Source organism: Streptomyces sp. GESEQ-35 (assembly GCF_017948485.1).
GTDB lineage: Bacteria > Actinomycetota > Actinomycetes > Streptomycetales > Streptomycetaceae > Streptomyces.
The window spans coordinates 92432-107028 of sequence record NZ_JAFFSX010000038.1 but is presented as its reverse complement, the minus strand read 5'-3'; the positions used below and the strand labels follow the sequence as shown (position 1 = coordinate 107028).

Here is a 14597-nt window from a genome sequence, read left to right as displayed (position 1 = left end):
AACGCCCAATGGGCCCTGCCCAGCAGCGACCGACCCCAGCCCGCTTGACTGGGCCATTAAGACTCCGCCGCCCTCACGCCTACCGCAGCGGTTCAGCCTTCAAGGCCCGTTTCTTATGGTCGGTCCAGCAACCGCGCGAAGAGGATCGCTTCACCTTCATCCGATGTGCCGCCATCCTGACGCCCCTTAGATTTTCCATAACCCAAGGCGCTTGCCGACTCATTTATCTCCTCTTCGAGCGCTTCATTGATCCTTTCCACGAGATCCGTCAAGCCGAAGCTATCGGCAATCTCCCGCATTTCATCTAGGTCGGGTGGGAAAGGATCCCAACTACTGAACTCGTCATCCATGAAACGGGCGAAGCGCTCACTCATTTCCCCGTCCGCTTCAAACATTTCGTCACCACAGTCGCTCAGGTGGCGAAATAGATGCATCCAGTCTTCAGTTCCTCGCAAGCCGCTTCTAAACCACCGATGAAGGGCACCATGCGCCTCGTCCCACAAGGACTCTTTTAGTCCATAGTGGCGGAGCCTCATCAGCAGAGCATTTGCCTCGCTCTTTCCTCCCTTTCCTTCATTCCACCTACTTACGAGGAACTCAACTCCACTCTCAATGCGTTGACGCTGCGAACCGTAAGAATCCACCTCGTCGAGCTGGTAATAGAATCTGAGCCTACGCTCATACTTCCCGAGAGGTTCACCGTAAGAAGCCCCCTCATCGAAAATCCACCTATTCTCCCGTTGTGGAGAAGGGGAATGAAATGTCTGCGACAACTGCGCGATCACCCTCTCTCGCTCGCTCGAAAAGAGTGAAAGTAGTTGCGATTTTTTCGAGCCTGCTTCAGTCGGCGATGCATACCGATACAACGATGACAACTGCTCAAAGAAGACTGCAGACTCAATCACGGTCCTGAAAAGTTCCGCATCTTCACTCAGTGTGAGAATTCCGAACTCTCGCACTGAAGGGTTAGTGTGCCGAATAGTTGTACCAGCAGTCGAGTCAATCTCGATAGAGATGAAAGTACCTTCCAGAACTTCCAAGCAATCACGGAAGCTGGCGCGTGAAGGTTGGAGACCGCAGAATTCGCATAGCGACTCATGCGCTAGCCAAAGAGGATCCAATTCCACATTTCTAGGCAGGGTGCAGAGAACGAGCACCAGCAGCCGCTGTTCCTGGGTTAGGTGACGCTCGAAGGCAAACCGCCAGATTCTCTCAGGGTGATCCAGGCTGACCACGACTCGTTGAGGGTAACCCGGTGACTCCGTATCAAAGGCCCTACCGGTGCAGTACTCAATCATGCGTGGGCTATAGCCGGCATGGTCTAGGATTTCCCTATACCCACCTTGCGCTACCTCGCGCATACAGTTTGGCGACAGGTCAGAATGCCACAAGTGGTTATACAGGATTTGAGCTCGATCCTTCCTGCTATAACCGTCAAGCTCTAGGATGAATTGAAACTTCCTGTCAAGTCCATGCAACCCTTCATACGCCCTACGAGCATCCCTGAGAATGTACTCACGAGTCGTGAGGACTAGCTTCTTCTCCCCACCTTCTGAAACCCTCTCGATAAGATCAGTCAGGCGACGATCCTCATTCTTGGACATCCTCTCGGAAAATGTAATCTGCCCAAGGAAATCATCATAAATGAAGATTTGCTTGGACTCCCTATGTAGCACATGCCAGGCCTCGTTAATGTCTTGTGAAACTTCAATCGGCGTGTAACCCGCCGAAATGTGCTCAGCCAACAACATCTGCGCCAGGGTTGTTTTACCGATACCAGGAGGGCCCGAAATGAGACAAACATTGTGTTCATCTAGCATTCTTCTAGCGACAGAGTACCCAGCGTTCACGACATACCGAGGCATGGCTTTTTCGATACGCACCCGCAGGGCTTCGGCGCGGTTGGCGATGTCTGAATGCACTGCCCAAAAGAGCTGCATGCCAGTGGATACCCAGAGCTTCGCATGGCGCTGCTCAACTTGTTGATGCTGCGTGAGTAGAGCATCTACATCTCTAGCTCCCAGTACCTCTTCAGGACCCGGCATCCACGCAGAGAAAAGCGAATAGATTTTCCACTTCTGGCCGACGCTCAGGTCGAGACTGGTGATGAATTTGTAATGTGCAGGTTTGAGCTTTTTAACCTTCTCAACTTCCTTAGAAGCAGCCGACAGCAACTGAGAGAAAGATGACTTCTGATAATGCTTGCACTGCGCTACGCCGCGCCCCGCTGGACTCCGCCAACGCAAATCAACTCCTCCATCGCGGCCTGGAGAGAATCGCTCGAAATGAGTTCCCAAGTCTGCCGCGAGAAGGTCACCCACAAGCTCTTCGAACTCGACATCAGAGAGAACAGAGAAGTCACGCATGGTCCCATGATGTCTGAGCCCAGGAGTCCACGAAGCAGGTTCGCCTGAAAAATCCTCGGGCGCTTCGATGAGCGTCTCAACGACCTGCACCGGCTGCCGCGTGCATGGCGTATCACCTCGGCGGTCGAGATCCCTGGACGTCACGGGCCAGCGCACCAATCGCTTGCGAGGTCAGCCCAACTACGTAGTGCAGCACTTGGATCTGTACGTCACTTTCGGACGAGCCGCACCGAGTAGGGCGTTGGCCTGCGAGTCCAGCCCATGAAGCGGGGCCTGTTGAGCGTCGGCAAAGCATGGCGGCGCGCACCACAAGCGCACCAGAACGAGGGGGGAACAGCGGGGAATCACGGTGAAAGCCGCCGAGCCCTACGAGGCAGTACCTTAGGCATTCGCGCAGGTCTGCGCCCAAACAGGTCACGAGTGATCGCAGCTTCCCAAGCTGAGGGCGCCGACCATACGCGCAGGCTCCCCTGAAGAGTCAGAGCAAGTCCTTCCAGAAGGGGACCGTCGCTCGCGGGTTCCAGCTCTCGTCGACCTCGCCCCGAGTCTCGTCGAACTCCTGGTGCATGTAGTCGACCAAGTCCAGGCCGTAATAGATGACGTCGGTCTGCCACATGGAGAGCACTGGGTGTCCGAAGCTTCCCCGGCCGGCAGGTATCGGTGGGCATACACAGGCACCAGTACCGGCGCCTCCGCCAGTTGATGCCGCGCCGTTGCCAGTGCCACCGTCCCGTCGGCTGGACGCTCACCCCAGCTCTCGTGCCAGAACCCGTTGTGCTCAACGTCGAATAGAACCCCCTCGACCGGCCCGTCGAGCTGTCGACGCAAGCTGGCCAGGTCGCCGCCCCGCCACTCAGGCCAGGGCCGGGACCAGGTCTGCCCTTCCTCACGAGGGACGTTGATCGGAAGCCCGGCTGCAAGAAACGCTCGGTGATCGTCCGCGAACTCGAAGCCATACTCTTGCTCAATACGCTCAAACTCGGCGTCCGTGAGCCCGGGCTCAAACTCGAAGAGGCCCGTCTCTGCCAGACGGCGCGCGGCCTCCGCACCCAGATGTGCTCCCCTGCTGCTGATCACTGCGGCACGCTAGCGCCAACGGGGCCCGCAGTCACCCGAGTTGCGCGCGGGCCCCGTCTCAGTTTCCGTCTCATTGAGCACGGTTCACGACCGTTCAGGGGAGACCAGACGCCGATGGCGAGTGAGCGCCCAACCGCCCATGAACCCAGGTGAACGCCTCCGCACACACACCGCCACCCCACCACCACAGTTGGAATGCGTGTTGGGAGTGGGCCGGGCTGGATCCAGTAAGCAGGTTCCGCCGAGCCGTACGTCGAGTTCGGCTACTGGACTTGCTTCGACGCGTAGTCGACGAAGTTTCTGATGGCTGCCTTGGCGACGTCGTCCAACTGGTTCCGCTCGCTGTCGTTCGCAGCGCCCGAAACTGAGCGTGTCTTTTCCAGAGCCGCCTCAGCGTGGGCCACGAGAGTGGCGTCGTTCGTGACCAGCTTGAGACGGTAGAACGCCTGCCACGCGGTCGTGCGCAGGCGGTGACCCTCCTGGTACGCCAATCGGTACGCTTCCCCGCCGGGTTCTCGTTGCTTGCTGAAGTAGCGCTCGGCCTGTCCCCACCGGAAGTCCTCCACGGCAGAGGCGAACGCGGTGTACGCGGCGATCCGCTCGTCGCGCAACGTCTGCTGCTTGGCTGCAAGCCGCTGAAAGGGATAGGTGGCAACGGCGCCCAGCAACGTGCCGGCCACGGCCACAACACTGGTCCATATCGGCTCCATGGCCACAGAGGAGCATAAGCGTACCTCTGGTTCGGAGACCTCGTCCTGATCTTCATCGAACGTCCCCATGCGGAAGACCCGTGATCCAGGATGAGCGTGTAGCCGCTTGTCGCATTTGACGGCTCGTAGGAGACGGACAGTAAGCGAGAGGAGTTGCTGTACAGCAACGAAGTACAGCAGCCCGAGCAATCGACCGTGATCAACAGCCAGTCTCAGGGAGCCAACGGCGGCCTCAATGACCGCTAATGACCGATCTCTGTAGAGCTACGGATCAGAAGGTTGCAGGTTCGAATCCTGCCGAGTACACACAGGTCAAAGGCCCCAGATCGCTCCGGGGCCTTTGGTGTTTCAGGGGCTGCTGGCAGATCTGGGTGGTTTCCGAAGCCCGTCCGGGAGGGTCTCAGGACTTCTTCGGGGCTGCGGTCGTGGTGTGACGGTGGAGGAAGTCGACCTCGGTGCGCAGTACTTCGGCGTGGCCGCCGGCGCCGCGGAACAGTTCGGCCCCGGGTGCCTTGCGGGCGACTTCGAGGGCGGGCGGGACGGCGGGACGGGGCGATGCTGTCTGTCTCAAGGACGACCAGCAGGAGCGGGGACCCGCACGGAGGCGGCGCGTCGCACGGGACGGCGCCAGGAGAAGCTGAGCAGCGGGCGGGCGGCGACGCGGTCGTTCCATGGTGTCCCGTCCTTCGAGGGCATGAGCTTCTCCCCGAACGGTCCGTCCGGCGTGGCCCCGTTGGACAGGTTTCCGGGTTCTGCGTGGCCGGGGAGGTAGATCGGCTTGCGGCCGAACAGTGAGCCGGCGGGGTTGAGCAGGGCCGGCCCGAAGAGTTGAAGCCGACCTTGGGGTCGGACATCCGGGCTGCGGCCAGACCGTCGGTGAGCGGGGCCTGGGCGACCGCCGTGACCAGGCGCGTGTCGGCGACAGCGAGCTCAAGGACGTGCATGCCGGCGAAGGACATGCCCCAGGTGATGACCTGGCGCGGGTCGATGTAGGGGCTGTTCGGCGGCCCAGCCGATGACCGTGCTGTAGTCCTCGCGCTCGCGGCGAACGGAGAGTGGTTCGCGCGGCTGTGCGCTGGAGCCGCCGAAGTTGCGGTAGTCGAGGGCGATCGCCATGAAGCGCTCGTCACGGAATCGCTCGGCGAACGGCGCCAGGCCCCCGCCTTGATGGCACCGATGCCGTGACCCATCACCACGGCGGGGTGAGGGCCGCTGCCAACAATTCGTCCGCTCAGCGCGCTGCCGTGCAGATCCCGACGGCGTCGGGTGACGCGATCGAAGCCTGGGTCTACCAGCCCGAGGGGAGCGTCTGTGTCGCCAGGACCTGCGGATCGGCACCGCCGCCGGCGGCCACGGTACGGCCCTTTACGCCTTCGCCCTCGACCTCCAGAACCTGCCAACCTCCTGGCCGACTTCGGCCCCGACATCGGAGCGCACCACTGGTAGAACACCAGGAACGAACACGAGCCCCTTCCGCACCGACATCCACCAGGCCCTGGGCTCCGGCTATCTGCTGACCCAGCGAAGGACGAGGACGCCGTGATGACCACGCCCAGCACGCGAGCCGCCCTGAGAACCAGCTACCAGGCCGACCTCGCCGACGGAACGGCCCGCTTTCTTGAGCCGCGCCGTCCTGACTGCCCCTGGTGCGGCTCAACGACCCTTCAAGTCCATCTGACCAGCCCCGACTTCATTCAGGCCAAGCCCGGTTCGTTCACGCTGGAACGGTGCCGCGACTGTCGGCACATATTTCAGAACCCCCGACTGAACGCCTCCGGCCTTGAGTTCTACTACCGGGACCTCTACGACGGGCTCGGCGCCAAGAGTGTCGAGTTCGGTTTCAGCTTGATGCGCAAGCTCTACCAGCGGCGCGCCCGCATGCTCCAGCCGTACACCACGCCCCGCGCCTGGCTGGATGTCGGCACGGGCTACGGGCATTTCTGCCGCACCGCCAAGGAGATCTGGCCGGAGACCACGTTCGCGGGCCTGGACCTCGGCGACGGCGTGCGAGAAGCCCAACGCCGTGGCTGGATCGACGACGCCCATCAGGGCTCGTTCCCCGACCTCGCCGACACCCTCACCCACCGCTACGACGTGGTGAGCATGCACCACTACCTCGAGCACACCGTCGACCCGCTCGCTGAGATCCGCGCCGCCGTACGTGTCCTCCCGCCCGGGGGACACCTCCTCATAGAAGTGCCCGACCCTGAATGCATCGGGGCCCGCCTCCTCGGCAAGTACTGGTCACAGTGGGTGCAACCCCAGCACCTGCACATGTTCCCCGTCGACAACCTCAAACAGGCCCTCACCGCCAACGGCCTCTCGGTCCTGGCCGTCGAGCACAGACGAGCCGACCTCGGACTGGACTTCCTGCTGGCCGCCAAGAGGCTTCTTTCCACCCTCGCCCAGGATCCTCGCCGTCCCTGGGTGCCCCGCCCACCCACCACAACCGACCACGCACGATGGGCCGCCGCGTTGCTCCTCGCCCTGCCCGCGCTGCCGGCCGGCTTCCTGCTCGACCTGACCGTCCGCCCGCTGCTGCCACGCCACAGCAACGCCTATCGCATCCTCGCCGCGAAGGCCCCTACCGAGCCCACCCGCTAGTGCCGCCCGTTCGTACGCGGCCCGTCCTCTTCGTCGTACGAGAGGACGGGCCGCGGTGGGTTAGTGGGACGGTGGGTCCGTCAGATTGCGTTGGCGAAACGCTTGAACGCGGCCTTGGTCCCGTCGCCGGCGATGCCGTCGAGCGCGCCGTTGTAGTCGTAGTTCCGCAGCAGGCGCTGCAGTGCCGTGATCGTGTTGGGACCGACGATTCCGTCGATGGCGTCGTTGTAGCCCCAGTACTCGGCCAAGCAGCGCTGGAACGCCTTCCAACTGTCGGTGCCGAGGTACCCGTCGATCGGACCGTTGTAGTTCCAGTGCGTCGTCAGCCAGCGCTGAACGTTCCTGGCCTGCGCCCGGGTCAGCCCCAGGTTGACCACCGCGAGCGGTGTGACGGCCTCGGTGCTCGCCGCCTGCTGATGGGCCGGCGCGGGAGCCGCCATGGCCGTGCCCGCGGTTGTCAGGCCGCCGGCGGCGATGCCGACTGCGGCGGTGGCACTGACGAGTGCCTTCGTGAGAGCTCGCATGTTGTTCCCCTCCGTTGACGTGCAATGTGCGATGTGCGATTGACGTGCGATGTACGGAGCCGACCGCACCGGCCGGCTCCGCAACGAGACTGTGGGGTCGGTGTGATGGCTGGCCACAGTTGACGAGGAAGTGACGTCATCCCGGGACGGATCACTCGCTGACCTGCTGGGACGTCGCCGGCTGAGTCGGTGTGGCGGGACGACCGCGAGCGGGGGTGGCCGAATTTGCACCAGGGCGGGGTCGCCGTTCCGGGAGCGCCGTGACGGCTGATGCAGAATGAGGCCGGGACACGGGGGCCGGACCAGCGGTCCCGAACGCGAGTCGGGGGAGACATGTCGCGTTGGAAAGAGTTGCCCGCTGAACTGCACCCAGATATCCACCAGTTGATCGTGCGACTGCGCAAACTGAAGGACCGCTGCGGACTGAGCACGCGTCAACTGGCCACAAAGACCGGGTACAGCGCGAGGTCGTGGCAGCGGTATCTGAACGGCAGGGCACTGCCGCCCAGGGAGGCCGTCGAGACGATGGCCCGCATCGGCGGTGACGATTTGCCCCGGCTGCTGGTGCTGCACGAGATCGCCGCCGAACGCTGGGCGGAGGGACGTGCGGTCAGCAACGGTGCCCCGCAGAGCGGCCCGGCGACGCCGGCACACACGCCCACGGAGCAGCAGCCGGACGGGCGTTACCTGCGGCCCTTGGTCACGGCGGGAGCGGTGGCCCTGGTGCTGTCCGTCTCCGTGGCGCTTGTGCTGGCCGTGCGGCTCGCCGATGCCCGCGCCGAGCTCGCGGACGTCCGCGCCGGTACGGTCGCGGCGACCCCGGCCATCGTGACGGAGTCCTCGGTACCGGTCATCTACACCTGCCGGCTGGAGCAGGGCGACGGCCGCTGGTACGCGGGCCTGAGCCGCACCACGGACGCCATCCTGGCGTACACCTACATGGGGCCTGAAGTGGCCGAGGCGCAGTGCCTGTTGCGCCGGGCGGGCATCTCGCCCGGGGAGATCGACGGCGTCTTCGGCCCGAAGACGCAACGCGCGGTCGAACGTATTCAGACACGGGACGGGCTGGTCGTGGACGGTGTCATCGGACCGCACACCTGGAAGGCCCTACGTGAGGCGGCGCCCAAGTGACCGCGCAGCACACCCGGCTGGTCGCGGTACTGCGGGAGTTGAGGGCCCGTACGGGGCTGAGCCTGGCGGCGCTGTCGGAGCGTACGGCGTACAGCAAGTCCTCGTGGGAGCGCTATCTCAACGGCAAGAGCCTGCCCCCGCGTCAAGCCGTCCAGGAACTGTGCCGGGTCGCGAACGAACCGGAGGGGCGAGCGCTCCGGGCGCTGGCCCTGTGGGAGATCGCCGAGTCGGACTGGAGCGGACGCGCGGCGGTCCTCGCCCCTGCCGCCGCGGCGGTCCCCGTCCCTGCCACCGACGGGCCGCGACCACGACCAGGGCAGCAGCCGCAGCCGCAGCCGCAGGAACCGCCCCAGCCCCCTGAGACCAGGCGGCCGCGCCGCCGCAGGGGGCGACTCATGGTGGCGCTGGTGTCGGCGTACACCGTGATCGTCGGTGGTGTGGCACTGGTGCTCTTCCTGCTGCCGGACCGGAATGCCCCGGAGGACGAATCGCTGTCGGCCTCCGCCCCGTACTCTCTCGCCCCCCAATGCCACGGAGCCTCCTGTGAGGGCCGCGACCCGATGCGCTTGGTCTGCGGCTTCGCTCCCGACAACCTCACCACGTACCGCACCGCGACCGGAGCCCACGTGGAGCTGCGCCACAGCGAGAAGTGCGGCGCGAGTTGGGCTCGGGTGTGGGGGGCCCGGATCGGCGACCGGGTGGAGGTCACGGCAGGCGGCCCGACCCACGACGTAAGCATCGAGGACAGTGCCGACACGGAAACCTACGTCTACACCGAGATGACCGCCGCCCACCCCGGCAGCACCGTACGGGCCTGCTTCCGGCCCGCCTCGGCCGACGGCGAACGGGAGTGCGTCGAGGCCCGCGTGGGCGGGGCGGCCACCACGACCCGGCCGCCCTCACCCCAGTAGCGTCAGGCCGCCGCCTTGACGGCCGAGCCCGCCTGGGACTGCTCCCGCACGACGCGGCGGCGTCGGGTCGGTACCCCGAGGGACGGGTTGGCAACGCCCCAGGCCGCGCCCTTGCAGACCAGTTCCTTGTAGAGGGCGGCGAGCCGTCCTGTCAGGGCCGCCTTGACGGCGCGGTCGTCGGCGGTGACGTACTGGATCAGACCTTCCTTGCGGCCCAGTGAGATGCACTGGTTGAAGTAGCGGAGCGGTGTGTTCGGGATCTTTCCGCCGGTGAGGCGGGCCGCGATGGCGTCGGCGGCCTGCCATGCCATGGGGGTGCCCGTGGCGCACGACATACGCAGCGGCTTGTCGCCGGGGCCCATCGCCATGGCCGCGTCGCCTACGGCGTACACGTCCGGGTGCGAGACCGAGCGCATGGTCCTGTCGACCACGATCTGACCGGTGGCGGTGGTCTCCAGGGTGGTGGCCTGCGCGATCGGGTGGACCGCGAAGCCGGTGGTCCACACGGTGACTGCGGCCGGGATGGACCTGCCGTCGGCGGTGGCGACGCGGTCGGACTCGACCTCCGTGACGGCGGCGTGTTCGTGCGCCGTGATGCCGAGCCTGGCGAAGACGCTGCGCAGGTGGTCGCGGCCCTTGGGCGCGAGCCAGTCGCCGAGGCCGCCGCGGGCGGCGAGGGCGACGTCGAGGTCCGGGCGGGCCTCGGCGATCTCGGTCGCGGCCTCTAGGCCGGTGAGGCCGCCGCCGATCACGACCACGTGCCGTCCGGCGTCCAGCCGGGCCAGGCGCTCGCGCAGCCGGAGCGCGCCGGGGCGACTGGCGATCTGGTCGGCGAACTCGGCGGTGCCGGGGACACCTTGGCTGTTCCAGCCGCTGCCGAGGGCGTACACGAGGGTGTCGTATTCCAGCTCCTCGGCTACCAACTCCTGGGCCTCCAGGTCCCCGGCCTCCAGGTCCCCGGCCTCCAGGTCCCCGGCCTCCAGCTCCCCGGCCTCCAGGCCCCCGGCCTCCAGGCCCCCGGCCTCCAGCCCCTCGGCCTTCCGTCGCCCGGCCTCCCCTCCCCCGGCGGCGCGCGCGCCGATCACGGTCACGGACCTGCGGTCGACGTCGACAGTGGTCACCCTCGCGAGTTTCAGTTCGACGCCGGTGTCCGCGAACATCTCGCTGAAGGGCCGGGGCCTGAGGTCCTGCCCGACCGCCACCTGGTGCATCCGGACGCGCTCGACGAAGTCGGGCTCGGCGTTGACGAGGGTGATGGCGACGTCCTCGCGGTGCAGCCGCTTGGCGAGGCGCCCGGCGGCGACGGCTCCGGAGTATCCGGCTCCGAGGACGATGATGCGGTGCTGCATGTCCTTGCTCCCTCTTGTCTGCTCTTCCGCCTTGTCTGCTCTTCCGCGGGTTCGCCACTTGAACCGGGCAGCCCGTCGTTTCCTGACAGGAGCAGGATGTGAAGCACCTCACATCAGGGTGGAGCCGACGTCAGAAGGCCTTGAACAGGGGTTCTCCGTGGTCCGCCGCCGCCTCCCACCGCCGGTTCGCGCGGTCGAGCTTGTCGGGGTTGACCTGGTTGCGGAACCCGGCGATGCCCTCGGCGGTGACCGCCAGGCACATGACGCCGATGACCCGGCCCTCGATGACCGCCACGACGGCGGGGTCACCGTTGGCGGTCGTGGCGTAGACCTCGGGTGAGCCGCCGACGATGGCGCGCTTGGCCTTGCTCGGTTTGAACAGGCCCCGCATGAACTTCGCCACCGCAAGGGCGCCTTCGCACGCCTTGGCGCGGGCCGGGACCTTCCCGCCGCCGTCGCCGATCGCGACGGCGTCATCGGTGAGCAGCCGCACGAGAAGTTCGGTCCGACCGCTGGTGGCGGCCGCGAGGAACTCCTCGATGACCCGCCGGGCGGCGGCCTCGTCGATCTCCTTGCGGGCCTTGCCGTCCGCGACGTGCTTCTTGGCGCGGTGGAAGATCTGCTGGCTGGCGGCCTCGGTGAGGTCGAGGATCTCGGCGATCTCCCGGTGCGGGTAGTCGAAGGCCTCCCGCAGCACGTACACCGCCCGCTCGTTGGGGGAGAGACGCTCCAGCAGGGTGAGGACCGCGAACGAGACCGATTCGCGCTGCTCGGCGGTGTCGGCCGGGCCGAGCATCGGGTCTCCGGTGAGCAGCGGCTCGGGGAGCCATTGGCCCACATAGGTCTCGCGCCGGGCGCGGGCCGAGGTGAGCTGGTTGAGGCACAGGTTGGTGAGGGCCTTCGTCAGCCAGGCCTCGGGGACCTCGATGTGGCCGATGTCGGCGGCCTGCCAGCGCAGAAACGTCTCCTGCACGGCGTCCTCCGCCTCGCTCGCGGAGCCGAGCAGGCGGTAGGCGATGGCCTCCAAGCGGGGCCTGGAGGCCTCGAACCGGTCCACGTCGTTCACGGTCGGCGACATGCCCCGGATCCTAGCTTTCGCGGCGCTCGACGGCCGCTGCGTCGCAGCTCTGCGGGACGGGCAGGGCCGGCCAGGGTCAGGCTGCCGTGCAGTACGGACGCGGAGCGATACGCCGGCTCGTCGCCGGGACCAGTTGCTGAGCCTGCCCCGCGTTCCCCCGGGCGGCGTTGAAGACGAACAGGCGCAGCACCAGGAAGCGGCCGATTCCGGCGAGACCGGCGGCTGTCAGATAGACGGTCTGTTCCCAGAGCAGCGTCGGCGACGGCTGGATCGTGTGGAGGACGAGTATCGCGGCGGACGTCACCGCGTACGCGGCCGTCGCCGAGCCCGCCGACTGAAGGTGGCGGCGCAGGCCGGCGCGGCGTCCGGTGCCGAAGGTGAACAGGGAGTGCAGCTCGGTGCAGAGGAGGGTCGAGGCGACCGTGATCAGCGCGTTCGCCAGCGCCCAGGGCATGACCGTCGCCACCAGCGGTACGGCCGCGCTGGAGAGGACGCCGATGCCGCCCCCGCACACCACGAAACGGACGAAGGATGCGAGCGGGCCGGGAGCCTCAGTGTCCGAACCGGTCGACGGCGGCTCGGCCCGGTGCGCCTCGTACGCCGGCTCCTGCTTCGGCGAGAGCAGCGACTTCATGGGAAGTTCCTTCCGGGCGAGGACCGTTGACCTTCGGCGATCAGCTGATGGTCGGTTGTGATCAGCTGCGTCAACGATCCCGTCACCGGCTCCTCGATACGAGGAGACAGCCTCCCGTATCGAGGGTGTAGCCAGCCCTACCAACGAGGTCGGGCCTGTCGTACGAAGTGCGCGTCAGGTCATGCCCGCGGGCGCTGCCGCGGCTCCGGCCCGTGGAGTTCGCGCAACTCCTCGATGTACTCCAGCGCCAGACCGGTCGTGCGCGTGAACCAGTCGGTCAGTACGGCGACTTCGGCGGCGGAGTAGTCGGCGAAGAGGTTGTTCAGGCGGGCGTAGTAGGGGCCGTAGAGGGCCTCGACGCGGGTCACGGCCGAGGGGACCGCGGCCAGGCGGACGCGGCGGCGGTCGGTGGGGTCGGGGCGGCGGGTGATGAAGCCGGCGCGCTCCAGCCGGTTGATGATGCCGGTGGCTGCTCCGGTCGTGACGTGGGCGTGTTCTGCCAGGTCACCGGCGGTGAGCAGGTTGTCGCCCGCCTTGAGGACACAGGCGAAGCAGAGGAGATCGGTGACGTTCAGGTCCAGCCGCTGGGCCATCTCCTGCTGGCCCAGCAGGTGGGTGGCGATCAGGGAGTCCATCGCTGACAGGGCCTGGGCCGGGGTGGCGGCCGGGCGCGGCTTGGCAGGCATTGCGGTTCCCTGTTCCCTTAGTTCGTGAGAGATTTAGATAGTAACTTCTTACGTGGTGAGGGATTCTGGCCTCGCCCACAGCGGACGTCCGCTGCCCAAGAGGGAGGCAGGTACGTGAGCGCACATCAGTATGACGAGGGCCATACGGTCGCGGGGTGGACCGGATTCGGCATCGCATCCGTCGGGTCCGTCGTGCTTGGGGTGGGGGTGTGTACGGTGTCGGCCGCGTTCTTGGCCGTCGGGCTCGCGATCGGGGTCGTGAGCGTCCTCGTGACCTGGGCGCTGCATCTCGCCGGGTGGGGCAAGCCGCCCGGGCGGAGACCCCGGGAGCAGTGGGGGATGCGGGAGCGGGATCTCGCGGCGCGTCAAGGGCACCCCGGGTGCGTGGGGTGCCGGCTGGCGGGGCGGGGACCGCGTACGGCCGAGGTGCCCACGCACGTTCCGGTGGTCGGGGAGCCGGAGCCTGCCGCGGCTGCCGATTCCGTGGGCTGAGCAGGGGGTGATTCCGGCGGACCGGCGCCCCTCGCGATTCCGTCGGTCGAGCGGGCCGAACTCGCCGGACCGGCATTGTCAGTGGTGGCCTCTACTCTCGAAGAGCGATGGCACAGGCATGGAGATGCTCGGGGCTGCGGTGGTCGGCCGACGGCCCTGAGCTGGTGTGGGACGGTGGTCGGCGCTCCGCGCTGACCTGGGGGAAACGGGTGGCCTTCGAGGTCGCGGACGGGGGTGTGCGGCAGTGTGTGGGAGCGCGGGGGCATCCGTGTCCGGTGCGGGCGGGCGTGTCGGGGCGGAGTACGGGGGCGCGGTGCGAGGAGTGTGCGCGGCTGGACCGGGCGCACTCCGTGGCCGCCGACACGATGGCCGACGACCCGCGGCCGTATCACGTGTATCTGGCGTGGTTCGGGCCAGGGATGGTGAAGGTCGGCATCACCGCCGAAGAGCGGGGGTCCGCTCGGCTGCTGGAGCAGGGGGCCGTCTGCTTCAGCTGGCTGGGGCTCGGGCCGCTCATGGCCGCGCGGCGCACCGAGGAACTGCTGCGCGCCGCACTCCGGGTGCCTGATCGGATTCCGTACGGCGACAAGCGGGCCGTGCGGTCCGGCCTGCCGGCGACGGCGGTGGAGCGGGCGGCTGAACTCGGTGAGCTGCATGCGCGGGCCGTGGCGCTGGGCGGGTGGCCGGAGTCGCTGGCCCGCGAGCCGTATCGGCCCGTCGATCACACCGAGGTGTTCGGGCTTCCGGGGCTTGCCCCGGCCGTCGGCGTGGTGAGCGAACTCGTCGCGGGCGGCGTGGTCAGCGGGCGGTTGGTCGCGGCCGCCGGGCCCGATCTGCATCTGGAGAACGGCGACCGGGTCGTCGTGTTGGATACGCGGGTGATGACCGGGTGGCAGCTGCTTCCGGTGGCGAGCGGGGAACTCACGGTGCCCGTGCGGGAGTTCAAGAGGGTGGAGGTGAGTGTCCAGGACGGGCTGTTCTGAGGGGCGGCGGGTGTTCCCGCCGGGTGTCGGTCAGTGGGCGGGCGGGTGTCTG

The 14597-nt window shown here is 66.7% G+C and carries 13 protein-coding genes and 1 pseudogene; 5 read left to right on the top strand and 9 right to left on the bottom strand.

Annotated features, from left to right (window positions below):
* Nucleotides 1-113: 113 nt before the first annotated feature.
* The 4 genes and pseudogenes from KCH87_RS45105 to KCH87_RS45090 all read right to left on the bottom strand — a co-directional run bounded on the left by KCH87_RS45105 (nt 114) and on the right by KCH87_RS45090 (nt 4724).
* Nucleotides 114-2366: a restriction endonuclease gene (locus KCH87_RS45105; protein ID WP_210593766.1), complete on the bottom strand. Its 2253-nt coding sequence runs from the start codon at nt 2364-2366 to the stop codon at nt 114-116.
* Between the two features lie 478 nt (nt 2367-2844).
* Nucleotides 2845-3443, bottom strand: a pseudogene (locus tag KCH87_RS50895) (hypothetical protein).
* 263 nt (nt 3444-3706) lie between these two features.
* Nucleotides 3707-4222, bottom strand: a complete 516-nt coding sequence (locus tag KCH87_RS45095) for a hypothetical protein (RefSeq protein WP_247197779.1) — start codon at nt 4220-4222, stop codon at nt 3707-3709.
* 331 nt (nt 4223-4553) lie between these two features.
* The gene (locus KCH87_RS45090) at nt 4554-4724 is read right to left on the bottom strand and encodes a hypothetical protein (RefSeq protein ID WP_210593765.1); all 171 of its coding nucleotides are present in this window, start codon (nt 4722-4724) and stop codon (nt 4554-4556) included.
* Between the two features lie 971 nt (nt 4725-5695).
* Between KCH87_RS45090 and KCH87_RS45085 the strand changes: the two genes are divergently transcribed.
* Nucleotides 5696-6757 (top strand): class I SAM-dependent methyltransferase, encoded by a 1062-nt coding sequence (locus KCH87_RS45085; RefSeq protein WP_210593764.1) that lies wholly within the window; start codon nt 5696-5698, stop codon nt 6755-6757.
* Nucleotides 6758-6837: 80 nt separating this feature from the next.
* Here KCH87_RS45085 and KCH87_RS45080 read toward each other — a convergent pair whose 3' ends face one another.
* Nucleotides 6838-7281, bottom strand: a complete 444-nt coding sequence (locus KCH87_RS45080; RefSeq protein ID WP_210593763.1) for a peptidoglycan-binding protein — start codon at nt 7279-7281, stop codon at nt 6838-6840.
* A 333-nt stretch (nt 7282-7614) separates the two neighbouring features.
* Here KCH87_RS45080 and KCH87_RS45075 point away from each other — a divergent pair, with 333 nt between their 5' ends.
* Nucleotides 7615-8412: a peptidoglycan-binding protein gene (locus tag KCH87_RS45075; protein WP_210593762.1), complete on the top strand. Its 798-nt coding sequence runs from the start codon at nt 7615-7617 to the stop codon at nt 8410-8412.
* Nucleotides 8409-9323, top strand: a complete 915-nt coding sequence (locus tag KCH87_RS45070; RefSeq protein WP_210593761.1) for an XRE family transcriptional regulator — start codon at nt 8409-8411, stop codon at nt 9321-9323. The genes KCH87_RS45075 and KCH87_RS45070 overlap by 4 nt, the downstream gene beginning before the upstream one ends.
* 2 nt (nt 9324-9325) lie before the next feature.
* Here the strand turns inward: KCH87_RS45070 and KCH87_RS45065 are convergent, their stop codons facing one another.
* The 4 genes from KCH87_RS45065 to KCH87_RS45050 all read right to left on the bottom strand — a co-directional run bounded on the left by KCH87_RS45065 (nt 9326) and on the right by KCH87_RS45050 (nt 13070).
* Complete coding sequence (locus tag KCH87_RS45065) at nt 9326-10672, bottom strand: NAD(P)/FAD-dependent oxidoreductase (RefSeq protein WP_210593760.1); 1347 nt, start codon at nt 10670-10672, stop codon at nt 9326-9328.
* A 130-nt stretch (nt 10673-10802) separates the two neighbouring features.
* Entirely contained in the window at nt 10803-11750 is a 948-nt protein-coding gene (sigJ, locus tag KCH87_RS45060; RefSeq protein ID WP_210593759.1) for an RNA polymerase sigma factor SigJ, read from the bottom strand.
* A 76-nt stretch (nt 11751-11826) separates the two neighbouring features.
* Nucleotides 11827-12384 (bottom strand): GtrA family protein, encoded by a 558-nt coding sequence (locus KCH87_RS45055; protein ID WP_247197778.1) that lies wholly within the window; start codon nt 12382-12384, stop codon nt 11827-11829.
* Nucleotides 12385-12563: 179 nt separating this feature from the next.
* Entirely contained in the window at nt 12564-13070 is a 507-nt protein-coding gene (locus KCH87_RS45050) for a MarR family transcriptional regulator (RefSeq protein WP_210593758.1), read from the bottom strand.
* A gap of 114 nt (nt 13071-13184) precedes the next feature.
* On the opposite strand from KCH87_RS45050, the gene KCH87_RS45045 reads away from it, so the two are divergent.
* Entirely contained in the window at nt 13185-13562 is a 378-nt protein-coding gene (locus KCH87_RS45045) for an HGxxPAAW family protein (RefSeq protein WP_210593757.1), read from the top strand.
* Nucleotides 13563-13669: 107 nt separating this feature from the next.
* Nucleotides 13670-14545 (top strand): DUF2797 domain-containing protein, encoded by an 876-nt coding sequence (locus KCH87_RS45040; RefSeq protein WP_210593756.1) that lies wholly within the window; start codon nt 13670-13672, stop codon nt 14543-14545.
* Nucleotides 14546-14597: the final 52 nt, after the last annotated feature.